This is a genomic window from Pseudomonas sp. Leaf129 (genome assembly GCF_001423465.1).
Classification (GTDB): domain Bacteria; phylum Pseudomonadota; class Gammaproteobacteria; order Pseudomonadales; family Pseudomonadaceae; genus Aquipseudomonas; species Aquipseudomonas coleopterorum.
This window is the reverse complement of record NZ_LMOC01000001.1, coordinates 520,307-545,080: the sequence shown is the minus strand read 5'-3', so window position 1 is coordinate 545,080 and position 24,774 is coordinate 520,307. Positions and strand designations below refer to the sequence as shown.

16 protein-coding genes and 1 tRNA gene are annotated in these 24,774 nt (G+C 62.7%); 4 read left to right on the top strand and 13 right to left on the bottom strand.

The window, feature by feature from the left end:
- The first annotated feature begins 34 nt into the window (after positions 1 to 34).
- Complete coding sequence (gene csrA / locus ASF66_RS02400) at positions 35 to 232, top strand: carbon storage regulator CsrA (protein WP_056842566.1); 198 nt, start codon at positions 35 to 37, stop codon at positions 230 to 232.
- Between the two features lie 77 nt (positions 233 to 309).
- Here the strand turns inward: csrA (ASF66_RS02400) and ASF66_RS02395 are convergent, their stop codons facing one another.
- Positions 310 to 642: a hypothetical protein gene (locus ASF66_RS02395; RefSeq protein ID WP_056842565.1), complete on the bottom strand. Its 333-nt coding sequence runs from the start codon at positions 640 to 642 to the stop codon at positions 310 to 312.
- Positions 643 to 839: 197 nt separating this feature from the next.
- Here ASF66_RS02395 and csrA (ASF66_RS02390) point away from each other — a divergent pair, with 197 nt between their 5' ends.
- Positions 840 to 1,046, top strand: coding sequence for a carbon storage regulator CsrA (csrA, locus tag ASF66_RS02390; RefSeq protein WP_056842564.1), 207 nt, complete (start codon positions 840 to 842; stop codon positions 1,044 to 1,046).
- Here the strand turns inward: csrA (ASF66_RS02390) and ASF66_RS02385 are convergent.
- The 3 genes from ASF66_RS02385 to ASF66_RS02375 form a co-directional block, all read right to left on the bottom strand.
- Complete coding sequence (locus ASF66_RS02385; protein WP_056842563.1) at positions 1,043 to 3,421, bottom strand: hybrid sensor histidine kinase/response regulator; 2,379 nt, start codon at positions 3,419 to 3,421, stop codon at positions 1,043 to 1,045. The two genes, csrA (ASF66_RS02390) and ASF66_RS02385, sit on opposite strands and share 4 nt — an antisense overlap.
- Before the next feature lie 107 nt (positions 3,422 to 3,528).
- A complete protein-coding gene (locus tag ASF66_RS02380; RefSeq protein ID WP_056842562.1) occupies positions 3,529 to 3,990 on the bottom strand; it encodes a response regulator in 462 nt (153 codons plus the stop codon).
- A 3-nt stretch (positions 3,991 to 3,993) separates the two neighbouring features.
- Positions 3,994 to 6,261, bottom strand: coding sequence for an ATP-binding protein (locus ASF66_RS02375; protein ID WP_056842561.1), 2,268 nt, complete (start codon positions 6,259 to 6,261; stop codon positions 3,994 to 3,996).
- Positions 6,262 to 6,496: 235 nt separating this feature from the next.
- Between ASF66_RS02375 and ASF66_RS02370 the strand changes: the two genes are divergently transcribed.
- Both ASF66_RS02370 and ASF66_RS02365 read left to right on the top strand, forming a co-directional pair.
- A tRNA-Leu gene (locus ASF66_RS02370) sits at positions 6,497 to 6,582 on the top strand.
- Between the two features lie 105 nt (positions 6,583 to 6,687).
- Positions 6,688 to 7,794 (top strand): Gfo/Idh/MocA family protein, encoded by a 1,107-nt coding sequence (locus tag ASF66_RS02365; RefSeq protein ID WP_056842560.1) that lies wholly within the window; start codon positions 6,688 to 6,690, stop codon positions 7,792 to 7,794.
- 36 nt (positions 7,795 to 7,830) lie between these two features.
- Here the strand turns inward: ASF66_RS02365 and ASF66_RS02360 are convergent, their stop codons facing one another.
- The 9 genes from ASF66_RS02360 to ASF66_RS02320 form a co-directional block, all read right to left on the bottom strand.
- A complete protein-coding gene (locus tag ASF66_RS02360) occupies positions 7,831 to 9,228 on the bottom strand; it encodes an FAD/NAD(P)-binding protein (protein WP_056842559.1) in 1,398 nt (465 codons plus the stop codon).
- A 30-nt stretch (positions 9,229 to 9,258) separates the two neighbouring features.
- Entirely contained in the window at positions 9,259 to 12,093 is a 2,835-nt protein-coding gene (locus tag ASF66_RS02355) for a bifunctional diguanylate cyclase/phosphodiesterase (RefSeq protein ID WP_082484548.1), read from the bottom strand.
- A gap of 128 nt (positions 12,094 to 12,221) precedes the next feature.
- Positions 12,222 to 14,312: a putative bifunctional diguanylate cyclase/phosphodiesterase gene (locus ASF66_RS02350; protein WP_056842557.1), complete on the bottom strand. Its 2,091-nt coding sequence runs from the start codon at positions 14,310 to 14,312 to the stop codon at positions 12,222 to 12,224.
- 67 nt (positions 14,313 to 14,379) lie between these two features.
- The gene (locus ASF66_RS02345) at positions 14,380 to 15,819 is read right to left on the bottom strand and encodes an efflux transporter outer membrane subunit (RefSeq protein WP_056842556.1); all 1,440 of its coding nucleotides are present in this window, start codon (positions 15,817 to 15,819) and stop codon (positions 14,380 to 14,382) included.
- Positions 15,816 to 18,923 carry an efflux RND transporter permease subunit gene (locus ASF66_RS02340; RefSeq protein ID WP_056842555.1) on the bottom strand — a complete coding sequence of 1,036 codons (3,108 nt, stop codon included), beginning with the start codon at positions 18,921 to 18,923 and terminating at the stop codon, positions 15,816 to 15,818. The genes ASF66_RS02345 and ASF66_RS02340 overlap by 4 nt, the downstream gene beginning before the upstream one ends.
- Positions 18,920 to 22,075 carry an MdtB/MuxB family multidrug efflux RND transporter permease subunit gene (locus tag ASF66_RS02335; RefSeq protein WP_056842554.1) on the bottom strand — a complete coding sequence of 1,052 codons (3,156 nt, stop codon included), beginning with the start codon at positions 22,073 to 22,075 and terminating at the stop codon, positions 18,920 to 18,922. The genes ASF66_RS02340 and ASF66_RS02335 overlap by 4 nt, the downstream gene beginning before the upstream one ends.
- Entirely contained in the window at positions 22,072 to 23,367 is a 1,296-nt protein-coding gene (locus ASF66_RS02330) for an MdtA/MuxA family multidrug efflux RND transporter periplasmic adaptor subunit (RefSeq protein ID WP_056842553.1), read from the bottom strand. Before ASF66_RS02330 ends, ASF66_RS02335 begins: the two co-directional genes overlap by 4 nt.
- A gap of 322 nt (positions 23,368 to 23,689) precedes the next feature.
- Positions 23,690 to 24,190, bottom strand: coding sequence for a thiol peroxidase (tpx, locus tag ASF66_RS02325; RefSeq protein WP_056842552.1), 501 nt, complete (start codon positions 24,188 to 24,190; stop codon positions 23,690 to 23,692).
- Positions 24,191 to 24,316: 126 nt separating this feature from the next.
- Positions 24,317 to 24,580, bottom strand: a complete 264-nt coding sequence (locus ASF66_RS02320; RefSeq protein WP_056842551.1) for a DUF1652 domain-containing protein — start codon at positions 24,578 to 24,580, stop codon at positions 24,317 to 24,319.
- Positions 24,581 to 24,774 lie beyond the last annotated feature (194 nt).

The window sequence follows — 24,774 nt, the reverse complement described above, 5'->3', positions numbered from 1 at the left end:
ATAAATTCTAAGCAAAGGAATCAAGGAGCCGTTCATGCTGATACTCACCCGCAAGGTAGGCGAAAGCATCGTCATTCATGACGACATCAAGATTACTATCCTGGGCGTGAAAGGGATGCAGGTGCGAATCGGCATCGATGCACCGAAGGATGTACAGGTACACCGAGAAGAGATTTTCAAGCGTATCCAGGCAGGTAGTCCTGCTCCGGAAAAGGGAGATAGCAAAGCCTGATCGGCTACTGCCGCAGTCCCTGATGCGCCGCCATGCACCTGGCTCGAGCCAGGATGCAGCGCGGCGCGAAGTGAGTGTCAGATAGGTGTTGCCTGGTGATGATTATCGTCCGGAGCCCCTGCCCCACCGCCAGCGTGGCGTTTCGCTTTGTCGGTCGCAAAATCCAGCGCATCTTTCGCGCACGTCAATCCATCGCGTATTTCGGTTTGCTCCTTGATCACCCGGCCGTCTGGGCCATAGGTTCCGAAGAACACGGACACCTTGTCTTCGGCGATCTTGCGTGCGCGTACCACGATATGGCAGCCGTTCTTGAGCGTTTCTTCATGGCGAACTTGTTCGTCCACATAGTTCTGCGACGATTTGTCCCATTCCTCGAACTGCGGAGTGGTTTGCAACTCTACGTCTGTCATATGCCTACCTCATGTGGGTAATAAAGGCGGTGCCTTATGTAAGTAAGTGACCGGTTGGACGCCACGAGGTTCAGAAAACCCTGACCAAAGACGCCCTGGCAATTGAGACAGATTATAAAAAGGAATTATTCCTACGGCTCACGCGTCACTAATCAGACAGCCCTTGAACACCCGTCTTCAAGCGCAGGGAGCCCATCATGCTGATCTTGACGCGCAACACCGACGAAAGCATCGTGATCGACGACGATATCTTCATCACCATCATCGACATAAAGGGCGGACAGGTCCGTCTGGGCATCGATGCACCTCGCCATGTTGCCGTGCATCGCCAGGAAATCCATGAGCGGATCCAGGCTGGCGTGCCCATGATCCCGAAAACCGAGCCCAAGACCGCAGGCCACTAGGCGCCGAACGCAGCACGCAGCTTGCTGGCCAGATCCTGCTCGCGGAATGGTTTCTGCACCAGTGGATAGTGCTCGGAATCCAGCCCCTCCAACTCGGCGTAGCCGGTAATGAAAACGATCGGCAACCGCGGATGGCGTCGACGAATCATGTGCGCCAGTTCGCCGCCGTTGGTTCCAGGCATCGCGAAGTCGGTCAGCACCAGATCAACATTGGGGTCGAGCTTGTTCAAAGCCTGCTCGGCACTATCAGCTTCGACCACGCTGTAACCCAGCCCTTGCAGCATGGTGGCAGTCACTTCGCGCACGTCATGGTCGTCGTCTACCAGAAGGATGGTCTGGCGTTCGCCGCCCTGCTGAGCAGCGGCAACGTCGACCGCCTCGTCTTCACGGGTCAATAGCTGGTCGGGAACCCCTGGCAGGTACACCTTGACCGTGGTGCCATAGCCCGGCGACGTCATGATCGCCACGCCCCCGCCCGACTGCTTGGCAAACCCGAACACCTGGGCCAGGCCCAGGCCTGAGCCCTTGCCCACTTCCTTGGTGGTGAAGAACGGCTCGAACGCCTTGGCCAGTACCTGCTGGCTCATGCCTGTCCCCGAGTCCTGGATCGACAGCACGACATAGTTGCCAGGTTCCGGATCTTCCGGACGCTGGGCGGGCATGCTGACGGTTTCATTGGCCGTGGACAGGCGCAGTGTGCCGCCGCCAGGCATCGCATCGCGCGAGTTGATCGCCAGGTTGAGAATGATCATCTCGGTCTGGGTCGGGTCGACCAAAGCATTCCAGAGGTCGGGCGCGGTGTCGGTCTCGATCCAGATACTGCCACCCAAGGTGCGCTGCAACAGCTCGATCATGCCTTCCACGGTACCATTGAGGTTCACCGCAACCGGCTCCAGACGCTGACGACGGGAGAACGCCAACAGCTGGCCGGTCAGCTTGGCGCCACGCTCACCGGCTTCCTTGATGTTCTGCAAACGGCCCTGGATGCGTTCGGTCTTGCCCTTTTCGAAATCCCGAGCAATGAAGGTGGTGCTGGCCAAGATGACCGTCAACAGGTTGTTGAAGTCGTGCGCTACGCCCGCCGTCAACTGGCCGACCGCTTCCAGGCGCTGCAACTGATGCAAAGTGGCCTCGATGCGCTGACGTTCATCGATCTGCTCGCGCAATTGATGGTTGGCCCCGGCCAACTCGTCCAGCACTTCACGTTCGCCGGTGATGTCGCGAACGGCCGCGTACATGAGGCCCTCATCGGGAACGATGGTCCAGGACAACCAGCGGTAATCGCCGTCGGCATGGCGCATGCGATTGACGAAGCGTGTCGAGACATTGCCATTGGCGATGTTCTCGGTTTCGCGACGTGTGGCGGCGAGATCGTCGGGATGAATGATTTCCCACAGCTGCATGTTGCCCAGCTGTTCGCGGGTCCAGCCCAAGGTCGATTCCCAGGCGGGGTTGAGCGAAACGGGTGACATATCGAAACGCATCACGCCCAGCAGCTCGCGGGACAGCTCCCATGTACGGTCGCGTTCGCGAGTGCGCTTGACCACGCGCTCACCGAGCATCTCGTTGAGCTGTTGCAGGGCCTGAGTCGCCTGCTTCTGCTCGGTGACGTCCTGGATGACACCGGTGAAGCGCACGCACACGCCGTCTTCGAAGAAGGCCTGGCCATGGCTGGCGATCCAGCGCAGGGTGCCGCTGTCCAGACGCACGCGGTATTCGATATGAAAGCGATGCTGGTCGTCCACGGTTAGCGCCGCCGCCATGCGTTCCTGTACCACAGGCAGATCATCCGGGTGGCAGTGGTCGAGGAACAGCTGGATGTTCACTTCAGTGTTGGGGTGCAGTTCGTACAGCTCCCGGCAGCGCTCGTCCCACAGAAGCGTATCGGTGAGCGGCGCATAATCCCAAATGCCCATGCGCGCGGCGTTGGTGGCAATGTGTGCGCGGACTTCAGCGTGCTGCAGCGAGCGCTCCGCACTACGTCGACGACGACGCTCGTGGACTTCGTCCATCGCCCGCTGGATAGCCCGAGGCAACAGACTCAGGTTCTGCTTGAGCACGTAGTCGATGGCGCCTTGGCGCATCATCTCGACTGCGTGCTCTTCGCCATAGACACCGGACAAAAAGATGAAGGGTGTCATCGGCGCCAGCCGTTGCGCTGCCTGCAATACCTGAGGTCCCGAAGAGCCCGGCAACATGTAATCGCACAGGATCAGGTCGAACGTGCCATTGGCCAGCGCCTGCTCTACGGCCTGATGATTGAACACCAAAGTAGGCTCGACGGACAGACCGGCGCGCTCCAGATTCAGCAGCGCCAGCTCGGCGTCGTGAGTGCTGTCTTCCACAAACAGCAATTGCAAGGGCTTGGGCGACATAGAATTCCGAAAACGTGACTGGAGTATGGCGCTCTGTGCGCCATCCGTGCGCCATTGGGCACGCTGCGTGCGGTTGCGATCCGGACCGCTGGCAGCGTGATCCGGGATCAGGAGCCGGGACGGCGAATGATTCGCGACGAACCCGGTGGGGGCTCGTTCAGGACCGCCCAGAAGATGCCCAGATCGGATATGGCCGAGACGAACTCCTTGAATTCGACCGGCTTCACCACGTAGGCGTTCACTCCCAATGAGTAAGCGCGCTCAAGATCAGGCTCCTCTTTGGAGGAGGTCAGCATGACAGTAGGGATGCTCCGCAGCTCAGCGGTCTCGCGCACGATCTTGAGTACTTCCAGACCATCGACTTTCGGCAGCTTCAGATCAAGCAGCAACACCGCTGGGTTACCTTCGTCGCGTTTGGCATGGGTGCCACGGCGCAGCAGGTAATCCAGCGCTTCGGCGCCGTCGCGCATGACGATCACTTCATTGGCCAGCTGGCTGCGCTCCAGCGCTACCAGGGTCAGCTCCAGGTCTTTGGGATTGTCCTCGACCAGAAGAATGGGTTTGAGCATCGCTTACCTCGGTTGATTCGTGCTGGCGGAATGTGCGCGTCTGGGCAACGCCATGTAGAAAGTTGCACCCTGATCCAGGGCACCTTCGGCCCAGACTCGGCCGTCGTGTCGTTCGATGATGCGGCGCACGCTCGCCAGGCCGATGCCGGTGCCTTCGAACTCTTCCATGCGGTGCAGGCGCTGGAACACGCCGAACAGCTTGCCGCTGTAGGCCATGTCGAAACCGACGCCGTTGTCGCGTACGAAAATGACCGTCTCGGCGTCCTGCTGGTAGGCACCCACTTCGATCACGGCGTGTTCGCGGGTGCGGCTGTACTTGATGGCGTTGGACAGCAGATTGCGCAGCGCCAGGTGCACGAAAGCGGCATCGGCCACCAGACGCGGCAAGGGTCCGACGTGCCATTGCAGATCGCGACCTTCGTAGTCGGGTCGCATCTCCAGGCGGATCGATTCGACCAGCGCATTCAGGTCGACGTCGGTGAAGCGCAAGGCCGAACGCCCCATCTGGGAAAAGCTCAGCAAGTTGTCGACCAAGGTCCCGGCGAACCGTGCCGATTCGCCGATGTGTTCCAGGAAGCGCAAGCCCCGTTCGGACAGCTTGGGCCCTTCGAAGTCGGTGAGCAGTTCGGCATAGCCGGCGATGTGCCGCAGCGGTGCACGCAGGTCGTGGGAAACACTGTAGGAGAACGCTTCGAGTTCCTTGTTGGACTTCTTCAGTTCCCCCGCCAGTTGCGCCAGTTCCTCGGCCTTGCGCAGCACAATGCCCAGCACGGCAGTGCGCAGCTCATGTACGCCTTCGATTTCAAGCGCATCCCAGGGGCTGGAGAAGCCACTGACTTCCTGGCGCCAGCTCTCGAAACTGGCACGCGGGTTGAGTACCCCGGAACTGTCCAGACTCTTTTCCGCACGGCCCGCCCAAGTGACGGTACGGGCCTGCTCGGGTTTGAACCAGATCAGGTAGTGCGAATGGATTTCGGAAATGGCTACGGCCAGGACACCGCCGCAGTACCGAGCCAGCTCCGGCAGATCGGGGACGTCGCGGCCAACGTTGTCGCTGTGGAAGATTTCCTGTCCGCCGCGCTCAGCCAACCACAGCGCCAAAGCATCGACCATCGCCTGGGGCGGCGTATCGCCTAGCAACTCGCAGCGCGCCTCGGCGATGATCGCCGCGCCACTGGCGCGGGTAAAGCCCAGAAAGGTTTCCGGCAAAGCCATCAGGCCGGCACGCACGCTATCGCTGTCGGCCATGGCCGAGAGCAGTTGGACGATGTGGCGGCGCAGTTCGAGCATGCGCTCGTTCTGCGCGTGGACGGTCTTGGTCTCGATCTGCAGCGACAGTACGCTGCCCAACAGCTCACAGGCCGTACGGGTCTGGAAGCCCACCGCATGGGGCTGGTCGTGGTGGCAGGAGATCAGACCCCAGAGTTGACCGTCGACCACGATCGAGATCGACATCGAGGCCATGGTCTGCATGTTGCGCATGTATTGCAGGTGTACCGGCGAAACACTGCGCAAGGCCGCGAGGCTCAGGTCCAGCGGCGCGCCGGTGAGGGGGTTGTCGGACGGCACCAGCGGAGAGGCCTGATAGTTCGCGTCTTCGATCACCCGGATACGGTTGCTGCAATAGAGCTCCCGGGCCTGGGCTGGAATGTCCGAGGCCGGAAAGCACAGCCCCAGGTAGCTGGGATAGTTGTCATCGCGCACTTCGGCCAGCACCGTGCCGTTACCGGCCGCATCGAAGCTGTAGGCCTTGACGCGGCCGAAGCCGGTCACGCGCTTGACCTCGACCACCGAGCGCTGACACAGCTCGATGATGTCTGCCGCATTGTGCAACTGGCTGATGAAAGTCCGCACCAACGGATACAGGGCACCATAGGCATGGGCCTCGTCGGCGGCGGGCTCGAACTCGGCAATGATGACGCCGTCGGCACGGTGCACCATCATCGCCATGGCGCGCGGGTGGCCGCCTGGCACGAAACGCACATCGGCGAAATGGAACGGCTGCCGCTCCTCTCCGGGCCAGGCGGCCAGGCGCGCCGAAAGGTTACTGCCCTGCTCGAAGAGGTCTGCAACGGCGCATTCGAGCACGTGCGCAGGCTCGAGCTGCAACCAATGACGCACGTTGTCGCTGACCTGCAGCACGCGCTCGGCGGCGGCATCGAGCGCCATCATGAAGCCCTGCGGCTGAATGCTGCCCGGTGTGCGGATGGGTTCGCGCGCGCACTGCTCGAGGGCAGCGGCGAGCAACACCGAAGTCTGGCTGGATGTCACAGTGTATCTCCTGGCGGCCCATCAGCGCGCTGCAAGCCATTGCATGGTCGCCAACCGTGGCATATGAAAACTTTTTTCAATCAGCGACCACTTTAGCAAACAAAGGCGAGGACCGGGAGGTTCGCACGCAATAATGGCGAAATGATTATTAGCATGTGGGAGCTCACCGCAGACAATCGTTGCGCGGCATTAGGGCATGACATTTCCCAGCCTTATCAGTATGATGCGCGAGCATGCGAGGTTGGCGAAATTGGTAGACGCATCAGACTTAAAATCTGACGACCTTTGGTTGTGCGGGTTCGATTCCCGCACCTCGCACCACCTCGATTCACCCCCTCCTCCCAATCTTCGGGAACTCCTGCCCTTCGTGCTTGCCGACTTCCTAGACACTACGCATTTCGCGGGTGATACAAGGAGGCCCAAACCATGCCTGATGCTCAGGGTAAGATTCGTTATGCCGTGGTTGCCGGCGGCTGGATTTCGCAAGGTGCATTCATGCCCGGTGTGGACCAGACCCGCAACTCGGTGATGACCGCACTGGTGACCGGCGACCCGATCAAGGCCGACGAACTGGCCGCGCTGTATGACCTCAAGAGCTACAGCTACGAGCAGTTTCCCGAACTGCTGGCGTCCGGCGAAATCGATGCGATCTACCTGGCCACGCCCAATTTCCGCCATCGCGAATTCGCTGTTCCGGCGCTGGAAGCCGGTATCCATGTCTTGCTGGAGAAGCCCATGGCAGCCAGCGAGGAAGATTGCCTGGCGATCAACGCCGCCGCCGAACGGGGCAACGCCAAGCTGATGATCGCCTACCGCCTGCACTGCGAGCCCGGCACCGTGGAGATGGTACAGCGGGTGCGCAACGGTGATATTGGCGAGCCCCGGTTGTTTACCGCCACCTTCACTCAGCACACCGATGCGGAAAATCATCGAATGAAAAGTGGTTTCTGGGCCGGCCCGGCTGCCGACATGGGGCCCTACCCGCTCAATGCCGTGCGCAACCTGTTCGGCGGCGAGCCGCTGGAAGTGCACGCCGTGGGCGCACTAACACCCGGGCGTCCCATCAATACGTCCGACACCGTCAGCGTCACGCTACGCTTCGCCGAACAACGGCAAGCGACCTTCACCGTCAGCTTCAGCCTGCCGGCGACCGAGCGCTTCCAACTGATCGGCACTCAAGGTGAATTCGAGGCCTCGCCGTGCTTCGGTTTCGGCGAGGGCGTGGCCATCGCCTATCGTTCGATCATCGACGGCGAAAAGCAGGAACATACCTTCCCGGTCGTCGATCAGTTCGGTGGCGAAACCGAGTATTTCTCCCAGTGCATCCTGGAGGATCGCCAGCCTGAAGCGGACGGCGACGAAGGCTGGCGTGATGTGCGGGTGCTGGCAGCCATCGAGCGCTCGCTGCAGACCGGCGAGGTGCAGAAGCTGGAACCGCTGCCATCACGCAAGGGGATACAAGCCGATCAAGCCCGACACTTGCCGTTGGCCAAGGTCCCGCCTTACGTCAACACGACCGAACCCAACGACTGATCGACCCGTGAAGCAGCGGCGTCCACCGCCCCTGCTTCAGTCGGGCTCCAGCAAGGTGGTGGCCAGCCGTTTGGCTTGAGCCGCCACATCCGTCACTGCAGTGCTCTCCCACCACATCCCACGCAGCGGCGGCCCCATGGCGAACAGACGCCGACTGGCAATCCCGTCGCTGTCCAGCAAGGCCCCTTCATCGTCAGCCAGCAGGCCCAATGCGAGCGGCCCGGGCTTGACCAGACCACGCGCCAATAGCTGGCGCGGCAACGGCTTATCGACGCGACGCCAGTCATACTCGATACCGCTGGAATTGATCAGTACGTCACCGTGCAGTTGCACAGGCGCCGACTCACCCCTGCGGCGGATGGTCAAGGTCGTGCCTTCGGCGCTCAGGTAGCAGGCCGCCTGCAGGGTAAGCCGCCTTTCGGCGATGGCCTTCTGCAGCAGCGCATCGCTCGGCGGTGGCGAGCGGTGGTGGTGGCTTTCCCACCATGGCCGTACATGGCGCACGAACTGCCGTTTCTGCCGCTCGCTGGCCTGGCTCCAGAGCCGTGCGATGTGCACCCTCACGGTGTCCAGCGGCGCTTGCCAGTCGACTCCCTGCTGCAACGCCTGGCGGCATTGATTGCGCACCTCGGCCATGAGCTGGCGCGGGCTTCTCAAGTCGCTGGCTGCCGCCAGAAAGTCTGGCCAGGCCGGCGGCTGACGACGCACATGAGGCCACAAGCCGTGCCGCGAGATCACCGTGATCGGGCCGCGGTGACCGGCGCGGTCGAGGGAGACCACCGCATCGACCATCGTCAGCCCCGAACCGATGATCAGCACCCGCGCCTGCGGATCCAGCGTTCGCATGGTTTGCACGTCCCACGGATCGATAGCGGCGGCGTTCAGTCCGCCGGGCGCCTTCACAGCAGTGCGTGCAGCGGGAAACATACCGGTGGCGAGCACGGCGTGGGGTGCAAACCACACTTGACCTTCATCCAGAGTCACCTCGACCTGCTCACCGTGCGTCTGCACGTCGATCGCCTCCGCCTGCACATGCTCCGCCGTAGAGCCGTAGCGGAGGCCCAGGGCGCGGGCCTCAGCCAGGCGTTGCTGGGCGTAGAGCCCGAAGATGCCGCGCGGTGGAAACAGTTCCGCGACAGGCAGATTCTGCTCGGCCGATTCGGGCCAACCACCATTGTCGACGAACTGGGTAAGCCATTGGGTCAGGTCGTCGGCATTGTCCGGGTCGACACTCATGCGCGCTGCGTTGCCGTTCAGGGTGTGGCCCAGTTCGGTAGCACTGTAGGCCTCCCCACGGCCCAACTCGGTACGCGGCTCGATGATCACAATACGCTGTCCGCGCGGCTGCCTGAGCAACTGCACGGCCAGCAGGGTCCCGCTCAGGCCACCTCCGATGATCACCACATCGGCGTACCTGGCTGCAACGTTGGTCATGGTTGGTTTCTCAAAATACGATTTCGCCGATCATAGGTCATGTAATACGCCAGGCCGTGGCACTGCCGTCACGACAGCCTTCCACCCTGTAAGATCAAGGTCCTGCATGGCAGCGGGTTTGGCGAAGTAATAACCTTGCGCCTGAGATGCACCCATCTCGCGCAGCAGCTGCAGAGTGGCCAGGTCCTCTACCCCTTCGGCCACCACGGTCAAGCCCAGCGACTCGGCCATGCGCACGATGGCGCGGACGATGGCCCGGCTGCGCGAACTGCCGGTCAACTCGAGAATGAACGACTTGTCGATCTTCAGGCCATTGAACTGGTATTGGTGGACGTAACTGAGCGAAGAGAAACCGGCGCCGAAGTCGTCCAGCACCACGCTCATGCCATGCTCGGCCAACTGCTGCATGGTGCGCTGGGCCATGGCCGGCTCGGCCACCAGCGCACCCTCGGTCAACTCCAAGCAGATCCGTGAGGCGTCCACCTGGTGGCGCGCCAGTACGGCGAGCACTTCATCGGCAAAACCGCTGCGGGTGATGCTGTAGCTGGAACAGTTCACATGCACCGGAGGCCAGTGTGCGTGGGCGGGTTCGGCAAGAATCTGCGCCACGCGGGTAAGCATGTACAGGTCGAGACGACCGATCAGCCGCAGACCTTCGAGCGCCGGCAGGAAGTGTCCTGGCGCGATGATGCGTCCATCCGGCTGATGCCAGCGAATCAATGCTTCCAGTGCCTGCACCTCACCGGTCTGGACATCGACGATCGGCTGGAAATACGGCAGCAACTCATCACTGCGCTTGAGCGCATTGCGCAGCGCGCCTTCCTGTTCGACTTGGTCGGACACTTCACGGCGCAGTGCCTGGTTGAACACCGCATAGCTGTCGCGGCCGGCGCTTTTGACCCGGTACATGGCCTTGTCGGCATCGCGCAACAGGTCGGCGGGTTCGCTGTGGAACTGACTGTCGGCGCCGACGATGCCGATGCTGCAAGACGAGAACACTTCGTGCCCATTGATGAAGAACGGGCGATCGAAGGCCACCAGGATGCGTTCGGCGATCTCCACGGCCTCCTCCAGGCTCGAGCCCGGTGCCAGCACGGCGAACTCATCGCCGCCCAAGCGGGCCAGCAGGTCATCCTCGCGCAGGCAACTGCGCAGGCGGGCCCCTGCTTCCAGGAGCAGCTGGTCGCCGAAATGATGGCCAAAGCTGTCATTGACCATTTTGAAACGGTCAAGATCGATGAACATCACCACCAACTCACGGTCATTGGCGCAATACTCATGCCACGCCTGTGCCAGACGTTGTTGCAGATGGATGCGGTTGGGCAGCGCAGTCAGGGCGTCGTGGGCGTTTTCGTACTGCAGCTTGGCATTGGCGTGGTCGAGCTCGCGAGTTCGGCTCTGGACACGGGCTTCCAGGCGCAGGTTCGCCTCATAGATGGCTTCGGCCGCGCTGCGCCGGGACAGTGCGGTATCGATGTGGCGCGACACGAACGTCAGCAGGTCCTGGTCGCGCAGGGTGTAGTGCACTTCGCTGGCGTAACTCTGCACCACCAGGACGCCGCGTACGCGGTCGTCATCGAACAGCGGAACGCCCAGCCAGGATTGCGAGCGGATCGGTTCGCGGGTGTCATCGACTTCGCCCTGGATCATCAAGCGGGTGGCCGCGTCGAAGTCGATCAGGCAAGCGCAGCGCTGGCGAATCACATACTCGGTCAGGCCACGCCGGCCACGACGCGGCTGCGGTCGCCCGGTGAGTTGTTCGTCGACGTAATAGGGAAAGCTCACTTCACCACTTTCGCCGTCGAAGATGGCGATGTAGAAATTGCGCGCATACAGCAGGTCGCCGACGATTACGTGGAGGCTGTGATAGAGGCCATCGAGTTCGCCGGGCTTGCTCGACAACTCGGCGATCTGGAACAGCGCCACCTGCAAATGCTCCGCACGTTTGCGCTCCGAGACTTCCAGGCGCAGCGCCGCGTTGAGCTGGGACAGCTCCTGGGTACGGCGCGACACCGTTTCTTCCAGGTCGGCGCGGTGCAGGATACGGTCAAGCGCCATGGCCACATGCCGGGCCACGACCAGAAACAAGGCGCGGTCTTCGGCACTGTATGCACGCTCGACGTCGTAGACCTGCATGGCGATCATGCCGAACACTTCGTCACGGGCATTCTTGAGCGGCGAGCCCATCCAGAATTCGGGAATATGCCCGACACAGTGGAAACGTCCCTGACGCCCGGCCAGGGCAATGCCCTTGGCGTCGATCAACAGTGGCTGGCCGCTGGTCAACACCTGGCCGGTCAACGACAGGTGGTCGGGAATGAGGTACTCGTAGTTCTCTGCTTCGAGCGCCTCGACATCGATCACATCGACGTAATAAGGGTAGGTGATCTTGCCGCTTTGCTCATCGTAGAGCGCGAGGTAGAAGTTTTCCGCATCGATCAAGGTGGCCAGCAGCTTGTGCACACCCACCAGGAAGATCCCACGGTCACGGGTGGAGCTGGCCAGGTAGGTGATTTCGTAAAGCACGCGCTGGGTGATCTGCGCCCGGGCGAGGGCATCGGTCTGGACCTGCCGACCAATCGCTGTGGCAAGGTCGGCCAAAGCGCCGTCATGGGGAATATGCAATGGCGCCATCAGCCAGCCGAGCACCGCCTCGCCCTGCCCGGTTGGCCATAGCTGCAGCCCACAGCTGTCGCAGAAACGCTGCAGCTCGTGGTTGGCCAGGACCAGCGGCCAATGGCGCTGCGGGTCACCCTGACCTTCCAGGTGCAACTGTTCACCGGCCCGGTACCAGGCCCACGCGGTGCTGTGGGACCAGTCACGGGCCTGCTGCAGAATCGCTTCGAGCGAAGCGGCATCGAGCATGGACGTGGAGCCTTTGCCGAACTTGGCAAAGGTCGGGGGATCGGAACTCATAGACGCTCCATGCCTGAAAACCAACGGTCTACATCTTCGAGCCTATGGCCATCTAATGGCAAGCCCCGCGAGCGGCCCTAGGCCCGAGTGACGCTTTCGATGTGCCTGGCGGCCTGGATGTCATGCATGAATCGCTCCGCCGGCAGCGGGTGTCCGAGCAGGTAGCCTTGAAGGGAATCACACCCCAGCTGGGTCAGGAACAATTGCTGGTTACTGGTCTCCACGCCCTCGGCGACGATACGCAGGCCCAACGCCTGACCCAGCGCCACGATTGCCGAGACGATCGCAGCGTCGTCACCGTCCTGCTCCAGGTCGCGAACGAAGCCGCGATCGATCTTCAGCTCGTTGGCAGGCAGGCGCTTGAGGTACATGAGGCTGGAATAGCCTGTACCGAAATCGTCGATGGACAGATCGACGCCCATGTCCGACAGCTGCTGCAGCACCGTCATGCTGGCATCGGCGTCACTCATGGCGGTGCTCTCGGTGATTTCCAGAGTCAGATTGGCAGCTGCCAGCCCGTGCCGCGCCAGGGTGACGGCAACGCTGCGCACCAGTCCGGCGTGGCCGAACTGCAGGGCCGACAGGTTGACCGCGACACGCCAGTCATGGAAGCCCAGCTCGACCCATTCGCGCATCTGCCGACAGGCCTCGTCAAGCACCCAGTGGCCGATGTCGATGATCAACCCGGTGGTCTCCGCCAGGTCGATGAACGCTGCAGGCGCCAGCAGGCCCATGCGTGGGTGTTCCCAGCGCAACAGCGCTTCGGCACCGACCGGTTTGCCGCTGCGGGCATCGAACTTGGGCTGGTAGAACAGCCGCAACTGACGCTCGGCCACCGCCAGACGCAACTCCTGCAGCAGCTGCAAGCGCTTGCGGGCATTGGTGTTCATCGAGTTTTCGAAAAAGCTGTAGCCGTTCTTGCCAATGCTCTTGGCGTGGTACATGGCCGCATCGGCATTCATCAGCAGCTCGTTCTGGTCGATGCCGTTGCCGGGGTACAGCGCGATACCGATGCTGGCGGAAATATGCAGGCTGTGTCCGGCGACTTCGAACGTCTGGCCGATCAGGTGAACCTGGCGCGCGGCGATACCTTTGGCATAGGCCGCTGCTTCAAGGCTTACCAGCAGGACGAACTCGTCGCCACCGATGCGCGCCAGGGTGTCCTGGCCGTGCAGGCTGGTGCGCAGGCGCGAGGCGACGGCGCGCAGCAGCTGGTCGCCCATGTGATGGCCGAAGGCGTCGTTGACCGGCTTGAAACCATCCAGATCGATGAACATCACTGCCAGACAACCGCCGACCGCATCGATCTGGCTGATCGCCTGGCCAATGCGGTCGGCCAGGAGAATACGGTTGGGCAAGCCGGTCAGGTTGTCGTGCAGGGCCAGTTGGGTCAGTTCCTGGTTGGCCAGGGTCAAGGAATTGGCCAGCGCCGCAGTGCGCGACTCCAGGCGCGCATCGAGCACCGAAGTCAGCAAGGTCATGCCCAGGATCGCCAGGGTCGTGACCAACACCAGGTAATCGAGGCCATCCCCGGTAAGGCCATCGAGGGCGCCACCACACACGCTGCCCTCGGGAAATTTGGCTGCTGCCATGCCGGTGTAGTGCATACCGACGATGGCGATACCCATCACCACCGACGCGCCAGCCCGGGCCAGTCGCACGTTCGGCCGGTTGCGCCGCAGGCGGAAGGCGATCCACAGCGCTGCGCCGGAAGCGCCCGCGGCAATGGCCAGGGAGGCAACGAACAGCACCGGGTCGTAGACGATGCCTGGCTGCATCTCCAACGCCGCCATGCCGGTGTAGTGCATGCTGCCGATGCCTGCGCCCATGATCAGCGCGCCGCCGGCCAATTGTGGCCAGGGCAGCAGCGGCTGGCTGACCAGCCACAGGGCAAACCCTGAGCTCAGGACAGCGATGAGCAGCGACGCGGCGGTCAGGCCGAGGTCGTAGCCCAGTTGGATAGGTAATTCGAAGGCGAGCATGCCGATGAAGTGCATCGACCACACGCCGATACCCAACGCCAGCGCACCGCCGCTCATCCACAGATAGATCGCCCGACCCTGCGCCGTGGCGATGCGCCCGACCAGATCGAGTGCGGTATAGGACGCCAGGATGGCGACACACAGCGATACGGCCACGAGGGCGGAGGAATAGGTACCAATCAGCATCGATATCTTGACCAGGGCGTGCGGGGTTTCAGAGGTGGTACGAAACGCGGTTGCCGACGCCGCTGGCCTATTGTGCCGGTTCCTGCCAGCCGCCGCCCAGCGCCGCGATCAACTGCACGCTGGCGACCAGCCGACTCTGCATCAGGGTCAGCACGCTGCGCTCGTTGCTCAACGCCGTTGCCTGTACGTTGACCACGTCAAGATAGCCAATAAGCCCGGCCTTGTATTGGTTTGATGTGAGGCGCAACGACTCGCGGGCCGCCTGCAAGGCCTCGTTGCGCACCGACGCTTCTTCGTCGAACACCTTCAACTGGCTCATGTAGTCTTCGACTTCACGGAACCCGTCGAGCACGGTCTGACGATACTGCGCGACCGTCTGGTCGTAGGCCGCCTCGCTGCGGTCCACCTCCGCCGCACGCTGGCCGCCGTCGAACAGGGTCATCGCCAGTTGCGGGCCGACCGACCAGAAACGGTTGGGCAGCGAGATCCAGTTGCTAAAGCTGCTGCTGCTGTAACCGCCGGAGAGGCTCAAGGTCAGATCGGGAAAGTAGGCGGTCTTGGCCACGCCGATTTCGGCATTGGCCGCCATCACCGAGCGCTCGGCGGCGGCAATGTCGGGACGTCGCTCGAGCAGCTGCGACGGGACGGCCAGCGGGATCGCCGGCAACGCCGGGATCTCGGTGCTCGCGGCCAGACTGAACTCGGCCGGTGCCATGCCGATGAGCACGGCAATGGCATTTTCCAGCTGGGCTCGCTGCCAGGCCAGATCGATCAGGTCGGCCTGGGTACTCTTGAGCTGGGTCTGCGCCAGGAACACCGCATCCTTGCCGGAAATCCCTGCCCGGTACTGGTTCTGAGTCAGGTCGAGCGAGCGCTGATAGGCTTGTACCGTGGCTTCGAGCAGGCGCTTCTGCTCATCGATGACCCGCAATTGCAGGTAGTTCTGCACCAGCTCCGACTGCAGGCTCAGGCGCATCGCGGCTAGATCCGCAAGGCTGGCCTGGGCACTGGCCCGATCAGCCTCCAGCCCGCGGCGCAGTTTGCCCCAGATGTCGGCTTCCCAGCTCACACCCAGCTGCGTGTTGTAGGTATCGCGAATACCACTGCTCGACTGGCTCAGGCTCGAACCGCTGCTGCCGGTCCCCTGACTGGAGCGGGTCTTGCCCGCGCTCAGGTCGACGGTCGGAAACAGCGCGCCGCGGGTGCTGCGGACCAGCGACTGGGCCTGCCGGTATTGCGCCTCGTACTGGGCAACCGTCTGGTTGGAGCGGTTGAGCCTGAGCACCAGGGCATCGAGCTGGCGGTCACCATAGAGCTCCCACCAGGCGCCGCGCGCCATGGCATCGCTGGGATTGGCCTGACGCCAGCCATCGGCCTGCTTGAATTGCACCGGCGTTGTGATCGTCGGGCGTTGGTAGTCCGGGCCCAGAGTGCAGGCGCCCAGCATCAAGCTGCACAGTGCCACACTGGCCAGGCGCGAGACGCGCGAAAAAATGGAATCGGTCATAGCGGAGTGTCCAGAGCGGCATCGGTACGCACGCCGCGCCACTTGTTGAAGCGGTGGCGCAGGCGGTCAAGATAGAGGTAAACCACCGGAGTGGTGTAGAGCGTGAGGATCTGGCTGAACACCAGGCCACCGATGATGGTCAGGCCCAGCGGACGACGCATCTCGGCGCCTGCGGCGGTGCTGAACATCAACGGCAGCGCGCCGAGAATGGCCGCCATGGTGGTCATCAGGATGGGCCGCAGGCGCAGCAGGCAGGCCTGGCGAATGGATTCGGCCGGGCCCAGCCCTTCATTGCGTTCGAGCTGCAGCGCCAGGTCGATCATCATGATCGCGTTCTTTTTCACCACGCCAATCAACAGAAACAGGCCCAGCAGCGAGATCAGGCTGAACTGGCCACCGGTCAGGTAGATGCTCAGCAAGGCCCCTACCCCCGCCGATGGCAAGGTCGAGAGAATGGTCAGCGGGTGAATGTAGCTTTCATAGAGAATGCCCAGCACCAGATACACCGCCACCAGCGCGCCGAGAATCATGAAAGGCTGGCTTTTCTGCGCGGCCGCGAAAGCATCGCCGGTGCCCGCGACCTTGACGATGATGTCCTCGGGCAGGCCGACACGCACCAGCGCGCGCTCGATCAGTGGCGTGGCAACGTCCAGGGTCACCCCGCTGACCAGGTCGAAGGAAATGCTCTCCGAGGCGAACTGCCCCTCGTGGCTGACGCTGTCATCGGCCAGGCTGTTTTCGTAGTGAGCGATGCTCGACAGCGGCACGCGCTTGTTGTCCGTGGTGATCACCTGGACCTGCTCCAGGGTGATCGGATCCTGCGCGTATCTGGGGTTGATCTCCATCACCACCTTGTACTGGTTGAGGCTGTCGTAGATGGTGGAAATCTGCCGTTGGCTGTAGGCATTGTTGAGCACCGAGGTCACGGTGCTCATGTCGATGCCCAGGCGCTTGGCCTTGTCACGGTCGACGATCAGAGTCACCTGGGCGGCACCGCGGCCTTCGCGGGCATCGATGGCGGTCAGTTCCGGCAGCGCGCGGAAGGCCGCGACGATTTTCGGGTACCAGGTGCGCAACGCGGACAGATCGCCGCTCTGGATGATGTACGAATACTGCGAGGTGCTCTGCTCCCGGGCACCGCCGAACTGCAGGTCCTGGTCGGCCATCAGCATCAGGCGGCCGCCGGGCACCTTGGGCATTTCCTTGCGCAGACGCTCGATCACCTGCTGCGCGTTGATCTTGCGTTCTTCGATGGGCTTGAGGCGAACCAGAATGGTCGCGTTGTTGCTGCCGTTGTTGCCACCGATGAAGCCGGCCACGCTGTCGACCGCCGGGTCGGCGAGCAATGCGCGGCGATAGGTTTCCATCTTCGGCTGCATGACCGAGAACGAAAGACCGTCGTCGCCGCGCACGAAGCCGATCAACTGGCCAGTGTCCTGCTGCGGCATGAAGGTCTTGGGCACCACCACGTAGAGGGCCACGTTGCCGATGATGGTCAGCAGCAAGCTAAGCAGGGTCAGCCTGCGGTGACGCAGAACCCAGCCCAGGCTGCGGTCGTAGGCAGCGACCATGCGCTGGTTGACGCGGTGACTGAAGCGCTGCAGGCGGTTGTCCTGTTCGGGCTGGTGCGGGGTCAACCAGCGCGCGCAGAGCATGGGCGTCAGGGTCAGCGAGACGAACAGGGAAACGACGATGGCCACCGCCAGGGTGATCGAGAATTCGCGGAACAGGCTCTCGATGATCCCGCCGATGAACAGGATCGACAGGAACACCGCCACCAGTGAGACGTTCATCGACAGCAGGGTGAAGCCGACTTCCTGGGTGCCCAGGTAGGCCGCGCGCAATGGCGGCACACCGTTATCGATGTGCCGGGAAATGTTCTCCAGCACCACGATGGCGTCGTCCACCACCAGCCCGGTTGCCAGGATAAGCGCCATCAACGACAGGTTGTTGAGGGAGAACCCCCACAGGTACATGATCGCGAACGTCCCCACCAGCGACACCGGCACGGCCAGTGTGGGAATCAGCGAGGCGCGGAAATTGCCGAGAAACAGGAACACTACCAGCACCACCAGGACCACGGCGATGAGCAGGGTCATTTCGGCTTCGTGCAGGGTAGCGGTGATCACCGGCGAGCGATCCATGGCGATGTTCAGTTCGACACTGGCCGGCAACAACGCTTCCAGGGCCGGCAGCTGTTCCTTGATCTGGCTGACGGTCTGGATGATGTTGGCCCCGGCCTGGCGGTTGATCACCAGCAGCACGGCCGAATTGTCATTGTAGAACCCGCTGTTGTAGCGGTCCTCGACACCGTCGGTGACCTTGGCGACGTCGCTCAGGCGCAGTACCGACCCGTCCTGATAGCGGATGATCAGCGGCTTGTAGTCGTCGGCCTTGTCCAACTGGTCGTTGGCCTGCACCTGCCACTGGCGCTCGCCGTCCTCGACGAAGCCGATGGGGCGCCTCACGTTGGTCCCGTCGATGGTGGTGCGCACGTCATCGAGCGAGACGTTGTACTGGTTGAGCAGTTGCGGCTCGAGCTCGATACGCACCGCCGGCAGCGAGCTGCCACCGATCTGCACCTCGCCTACGCCCGGTACCTGGGACAGGCTCTGGGACAGGATGGTCGACGCCAGGTCATACAGCTGACCCTTCGCCAGCACATCGGAGGTCAGCGACAGGACCATGACCGGCGCCTGGGACGGGTTGATCTTCTTGTAGGTCGGCATGCTGCGCATGCCACTGGGCAGCAGGTTGCGCGACGCGTTGATCGCCGCCTGCACTTCCCGCGCCGCGCCATTGATGTCGCGGTCCAGGTCGAACTGCAGAATGACCCGGGTCGAGCCCTGGCTGGAACGGCTGCTCATGGTGGTCACGCCCGGAATGGCGCCGAACGATCGCTCCAGCGGCGTGGCCACGGTCGAGGCCATGACCTCGGGGCTGGCGCCGGACAGGTTGGCCGACACCACGATCACCGGGAAATCCATGCTGGGCAGCGGCGAGACCGGCAACAGGCTGAAACTGACCCCGCCCAGCAGCATGATCGCCACGCTCATCAGGAAGGTCGCCACCGGACGACGGATGAAAGGTCCGGACAGGTTCATGATTCAGCCTGTTCCACGGCGGCTGGTCGGCGCCCCCAGCGTCGACCCAGGCGGTCGAAGTACAGGTAGATGACAGGCGTGGTGAACAGCGTCAGCACCTGACTCACCAGCAGCCCGCCGACCATGACCAGGCCCAGCGGCTGGCGCAACTCGGCACCCGAGCCGCTGGCAAGCATCAGCGGCACCGCGCCGAACAGCGCGGCCATGGTGGTCATGAGGATCGGCCGGAAACGCAGGAGCGCCGCCTGGTAGATCGCGGTCTCGGGATCCAGCCCCTGATTGCGTTCGGCCTCCAGGGCGAAGTCGATCATCATGATCGCGTTCTTCTTGACGATACCGATCAACAGGATGATGCCGATGATGGCGATCATGCCCAGGTCGTTACCGCTGATCAGCAGCGCCAGCAAGGCGCCTACCGCCGCCGAGGGCAAGGTCGAAAGAATGGTGATGGGGTGGATATAGCTCTCGTAGAGCACGCCCAGCACGATGTACATGGTGACGATGGCCGCCAACACCAGCAGCAAGGTGCTCTGCAGCGACGCCTGGAAGGCTTCGGCCGCGCCCTGGAACTGAGTCTGCACGCCCAGTGGCATGCCGATGTCGCGCTGCACCTGCTCGATGACGTCGACCGCCTTGCCCAGCGCTACGCCATCGGCGAGGTTGAATGACATCATCACTGCCGGGAATTGACCGATGTGGGCGATGGCCAACTGGGCCTGGCGCTGTTCGATGTGGGCCAGGCTCGACAGGCGCACCTGGGTGCCGCTGGTGGCAGTAGTGTCGCTGTCGGCCGTCTGATTGGTCGTGCCCGTGCCATTGACGCTGGCCTTGACGTAGATCTGCTCCAACGCCTGCGGCCCGAGGGTGCTGGCGTCTGTGGCCTGCAGCACCACCCGGTACTGGCTGGACTGGGTGTAGATGGTGGAAATCTGTCGCTGACCAAAGGCGTCGTACAGCGCGTCGGTGATATCGGCGACATCCACCCCGACCCGCTTGGCCGCATCGCGGTCGATCACCAGGTAAACCTGCAGGCCTTTGTCCTGCAGGTCGCTGGCCACATCGGTGAGTTCAGGGCGCTGCTTCAGCGCGTCCACCAGACGGGCGCTCCAGGTTGCGAGCAGGTCGGCGTCCGGGGAGGACAGGCTGAACTGGTACTGAGTGCGGCTGACCCGATCCTCGATGGTCAGGTCCTGGACCGGCTGCATGAACAGGCGCACGCCGAGCAGCTTGTCGACCTCCGGCTGCAGGCGCGCGATCACCTGGCTGGCGGTGAGGTCGCGTTCGCTGTGGGGCTTGAGGTTGATCAGCAAGCGTCCACTGTTGAGCGTAGCGTTGTCACCGTCCACGCCGATGTACGAAGACAGGCTGGAGACGGCCGGGTCCTGCAGGATGATCCTGGCCAGGTCCTGCTGTCGCTCGCCCATGGCCTTGAAAGAAATCGACTGCGGCGCCTCCGAGATGCCCTGGATGACGCCGGTGTCCTGCACGGGGAAGAAGCCCTTGGGCACCACCAGGTACAGGAGCACAGTCAGGCCCAGGGTGGCGACGGCAACCAGCAGCGTCAGCGGCTGGTGCCGCAGCACCCAACGCAGGCCGCCGCCGTAACGGGCGATCAGCCAGTCGATCCAGGCGCCACTGGCCTTGTAGAAGCGGCTCTGCTCTTCATCCTTGGGCTCGCGCTTGAGCAGGCGTGCGCACATCATCGGGGTCAGCGTCAGCGAGACTACCAGGGAAATGAGGATGGCCACGGCCAGGGTGATGGCGAATTCACGGAACAGGCGGCCAACCACGTCAGCCATGAACAGCAGCGGGATCAGCACCGCAATCAGCGAAAATGTCAGCGACAGCAGGGTGAAGCTGATCTGCCGCGCACCCTTGAGCGCAGCCTGCATCGGTGTCTCGCCTTCCTCGATGTGGCGCGAGATGTTTTCCAGCATCACGATGGCATCGTCGACCACGAAGCCCGTGGCCACGGTCAGGGCCATGAGGGTCAGGTTGTTGATCGAAAACCCGGCCAGATACATCACCCCGAAGGTGCCTACCAGCGATAACGGCACGGCGATGGAGGGAATCAGGGTCGCGCTGAAGCGGCGCAGGAACAGGAACGTGACCATCACCACGAGGGCAATGGCGATCAGCAGTTCGTGCTGGACGTCCGTCACCGACGCGCGGATGGTCTGGGTGCGGTCGGTCAGCACGGTAACGTCGAGCCCGGCCGGCATGGTGTCGGTGATTGAGGGCAGCAGCGCCTTGATCCGATCGACCACGTCGATGACGTTGGCGCCCGGTTGACGCTGGATGTTGAGCAACACCGCCTGATTCTGGTTGGCCCAGGCAGCCAGCCGTTCGTTTTCGGCGCCGTCGACGATCTGCGCAACGTCACGCAGACGCAGCGGGCCGCCGTTGTTGTACGCCAGGATCAGGTTGGCGTATTCCTCGGGCGAACGCAGCTGGTCGTTGGCGTCGAGCATCGACACCCGTGTGGGGCCATCGAAATTGCCCTTGGGCTGGTTGACGTTGGACGCGCCGATCAGGGTGCGCACGTCGGACAGGTTCAAGCCATTGGCCGCCAGCGCTTCGGGGTTGACCTTGATCCGGACCGCCTGACGCTGACCACCGGCGATGCTGACCATGCCCACGCCGCTGATCTGCGCGATCTTCTGCGCCATGCGGGTGTCGACCAGGTCGTTGAGCTTGGGCAGCGGCATGGTCTTGGAACTGATGGCGATGGTCAGCACCGGGGTGTCGGCCGGGTTGACCTTGTTGTACACCGGCGGCGCAGGCAGGTCCGAGGGCAGGAGGTTGCTGGCGGCGTTGATCGCTGCCTGCACCTGCTGCTCGGCAACGTCCATGTTGATCTCGAGGCTGAAGCGCAAGGTCAGCACCGACGCGCCGCCCGAGCTGGTCGAGGCCATCTGGGTCAGGCCGGGCATCTGCCCGAACTGGCGTTCAAGCGGCGCGGTGACCGCGCTGGTCATTACCTGCGGGCTGGCGCCGGGGTACAGCGTCATGACGCGAATCGTCGGGTAGTCGACCTGCGGCAGCGCCGACACCGGCAGCAATCGATAGGCGAGCACGCCCGCCAATACGATGGCGAGCATGGTCAAGGTCGTTGCGACAGGGCGCAGGATGAACAGCCGCGAGATATTCATGCCCCGGTCTTGCCCTTCTCGCCCGGCACACCGGCGCCATCCTGCCCCTGCAGATGCTGCCCCGGCGTGGTAGGAACCTTGGCGCTGTCATCGACCACTTCGACCCGGCTGCCATCGCGCAACCGATCGGTGCCTTCGAGCACGACCCGATCACCTTGGGCCAGACCTTGTTCGACTACAGTATTGGTGCCGTCGGTGGGGCCCACCTTGAGCTGACGGATCTTGACCTTGTCGTTACCGTCCATGGCGTAGACGAAGGTGCCGTCGACGCCGTACTGAACGGCTGCCGAGCGCACCAGCACCACCCCTTTGAGGGTATCCGAGAGCAGACGCACGTTGACGAACTGGTTGGGGAACAGGGCCTCGTCCTGGTTATCGAAGCGAGCCTTGAACTTCAGGGTACCGGTGGTGGTGTCGATCTGGTTGTCCAGGCTGCCCAGCACGCCGGTGGCCTGCTTGCGCGTATCGCCCCGGTCCCAGGCTTCCACGGTCAGCTTGGCGCCGCTGCGGTAACGCGCCAGCACTGGTGTGAGTTCGCTTTCAGGCAGGGTGAAAGCCACGGTGATCGGTTGTACCTGGGTGATCACCACCAGCGCGCTGGTGTCGTTGGCAGCTACCAGGTTGCCGATGTCGAGTTGGCGCAGTCCCAGCCGACCGGCGATGGGTGCGCGAATGCGGGTGAAGTCCAGGTTGAGTTTGGCGTCGTTGACCGCCGCCTGGTTGGTCTGGATGGTGCCCTGGTACTGCCCCACCAGCGCCTGCTGGGTATCCAGGGTCTGGCGAGCGATACTGTCTTCGGCGAACAGGCCTTTGTAACGCTGCAGGTCGATCTGCGCGTTTTTGAGTTGTGCCTGGTTCTGCGCCAGCGTTCCCTGGGCTTGCTGCAAGGCGATTTCATAGCTGCGCGGGTCGATTTCCGCCAGCAGGTCGCCGGCCTTGACCCGCTGCCCCTCCTGGAAGTTGACCTTGACCAGCTCCCCGGCCACACGGCTGCGCACATTGACAGTATTGATCGCGGTCACCGTGCCCAGCGCCTTGTAGTACACCGGGAAGTCACCGGTGACCACATCCGCTACCCGCACCGGGGTAGGCTCGGCCGAACCGCCGAAACCGGGGCGCGCGGAACCTGCATTGCGCCCTGCACTGGCGGGTGCGGCGGCGCCGTTCTCCGGGCTTTTCTTGGCCGGCCAGAACCACCAGCACAACACGGCGACAACCAGCACCATCAACAGGCCGAACAGCCAGCGACGCGATTTACGGGGACCTGGGGACTGCATTGAATGATCGACCATTGTGCGGGAGGACTTCTACTTTGAGGAGGCTGAACGATAAGGAACCGGCGGGCATAATCAAAGCGCCTTTACGGGCAATTTACCTTGGCCGGAAATGCAGCGAGGGTTACAGGCGATCAACCTGTAGCAGCGGCGCGAGCCGCGTCACAGGCTACGCGGAGCATCTGACCCCACGCGGTGCCACCGGACGCGGCTTGCGCCGCTGCTACAGCAACATCGCACCCCTGTAGCAGCGGCGCGAGCCGCGACACGAGCTACGCGGAGCATCTGACCTTACGCGGTGCCATCGGACGCGGCTTGCGCCGCTGCTACAGGGAGTGAGTCACTTCAAGACAGCGAGGGCCGCCGCGTAGTCAGGTTCCTGGCCGATTTCCGGAACCAGTTCGCTGTGCAGCACCTTGTCGTTCTCGTCGAGGACGACGACGGCGCGGGCGGTGAGGCCCTTGAGGGCGCCTTCGGCGATGTCGACGCCGTAGGCGCGGTGGAAGTCATGGGCGCGGAAGGTCGACAGGTTCTGCACGTTCTCAAGGCCTTCGGCACCGCAGAAACGGGCCTGGGCGAACGGCAGGTCAGCCGAGATGCACAGTATTGCAGTATTGGCCACGTCGTTGGCCTGGGCGTTGAACTTGCGCACGGAAGTGGCGCAGGTCGGCGTGTCGATGCTTGGGAAAATGTTCAGTACCTTGCGCTTGCCGGCCAGGCTTTGCAGCGAAACGTCGGCCAGACCGCCACCCACCAGAGTGAACGCCGGACCTTGGGCGCCGACCTGTGGAAGCTCACCGTCGACTTTGATCGCGTTGCCTTTGTGCGTCACTTGAGCCATGAACCTTATCCTTTTTCGGGAATGAGAAAGGGCAAAGTTAAGCATGAAAACGAGTGCCTGGCCTACGCGAAAAGTGAAAATAAACGTTCCGTACTGAGATGCACTCAGGCTGGCCGCAGAAATGCATCAACCGGCTCTGGCGTGGGACTCTGCCGTTGTTGGCCGGGGCCGCGCTCGCAGTTCGAGAACCAGCCTTGCGCGCTCGCGGGCATTGGTGACGCGGTCAAGAGGAATGTCCGCCCTAACCATCTCGACTTCATCGGTCTGGGGATTCATCAACTTCACGCACACTGACTGATCGCCAGTGACTGTACACACGCATTTCTGGGGCAGGAACGCCAGTTCGACGAGCCTGCGCAGTTCCAGCGCGCTGAGTCCGGGGGGCAGCATGGTCAATCTCCTTTGGAGCCGGTGATTGGCGTCCCACCCGTGACGCATTCGGTCTCGGGACTGCAGAACGTTTCGTGTTTCTCAAGGTATATACCTGCTTTCACGCAGGCGCAACGGAAGTTTTCAGCCCACCCCAAGATTCCGATAAGCTGCTGAAACATAAGGATATAAAATAGTTGTACAGATCATTCGAA

Bases quoted from the DNA above. Each gene is read 5' to 3' on its own strand.
- ASF66_RS02330 (WP_056842553.1), bottom strand. From the start codon at position 23,367: ATGGTCGATCATTCAATGCAGTCCCCAGGTCCCCGTAAATCGCGTCGC.
- ASF66_RS02385 (WP_056842563.1), bottom strand. From the start codon at position 3,421: ATGTCGCCCAAGCCCTTGCAATTGCTGTTTGTGGAAGACAGCACTCAC.
- ASF66_RS02340 (WP_056842555.1), bottom strand. From the start codon at position 18,923: ATGAACCTGTCCGGACCTTTCATCCGTCGTCCGGTGGCGACCTTCCTG.
- tpx (WP_056842552.1), bottom strand. From the start codon at position 24,190: ATGGCTCAAGTGACGCACAAAGGCAACGCGATCAAAGTCGACGGTGAG.
- ASF66_RS02320 (WP_056842551.1), bottom strand. From the start codon at position 24,580: ATGCTGCCCCCCGGACTCAGCGCGCTGGAACTGCGCAGGCTCGTCGAA.
- csrA (WP_056842566.1), top strand. From the start codon at position 35: ATGCTGATACTCACCCGCAAGGTAGGCGAAAGCATCGTCATTCATGAC.
- ASF66_RS02360 (WP_056842559.1), bottom strand. From the start codon at position 9,228: ATGACCAACGTTGCAGCCAGGTACGCCGATGTGGTGATCATCGGAGGT.
- ASF66_RS02380 (WP_056842562.1), bottom strand. From the start codon at position 3,990: ATGCTCAAACCCATTCTTCTGGTCGAGGACAATCCCAAAGACCTGGAG.
- ASF66_RS02350 (WP_056842557.1), bottom strand. From the start codon at position 14,312: ATGCTGATTGGTACCTATTCCTCCGCCCTCGTGGCCGTATCGCTGTGT.
- ASF66_RS02395 (WP_056842565.1), bottom strand. From the start codon at position 642: ATGACAGACGTAGAGTTGCAAACCACTCCGCAGTTCGAGGAATGGGAC.
- ASF66_RS02345 (WP_056842556.1), bottom strand. From the start codon at position 15,819: ATGACCGATTCCATTTTTTCGCGCGTCTCGCGCCTGGCCAGTGTGGCA.
- ASF66_RS02365 (WP_056842560.1), top strand. From the start codon at position 6,688: ATGCCTGATGCTCAGGGTAAGATTCGTTATGCCGTGGTTGCCGGCGGC.
- ASF66_RS02335 (WP_056842554.1), bottom strand. From the start codon at position 22,075: ATGAATATCTCGCGGCTGTTCATCCTGCGCCCTGTCGCAACGACCTTG.
- ASF66_RS02355 (WP_082484548.1), bottom strand. From the start codon at position 12,093: ATGCTCGATGCCGCTTCGCTCGAAGCGATTCTGCAGCAGGCCCGTGAC.
- csrA (WP_056842564.1), top strand. From the start codon at position 840: ATGCTGATCTTGACGCGCAACACCGACGAAAGCATCGTGATCGACGAC.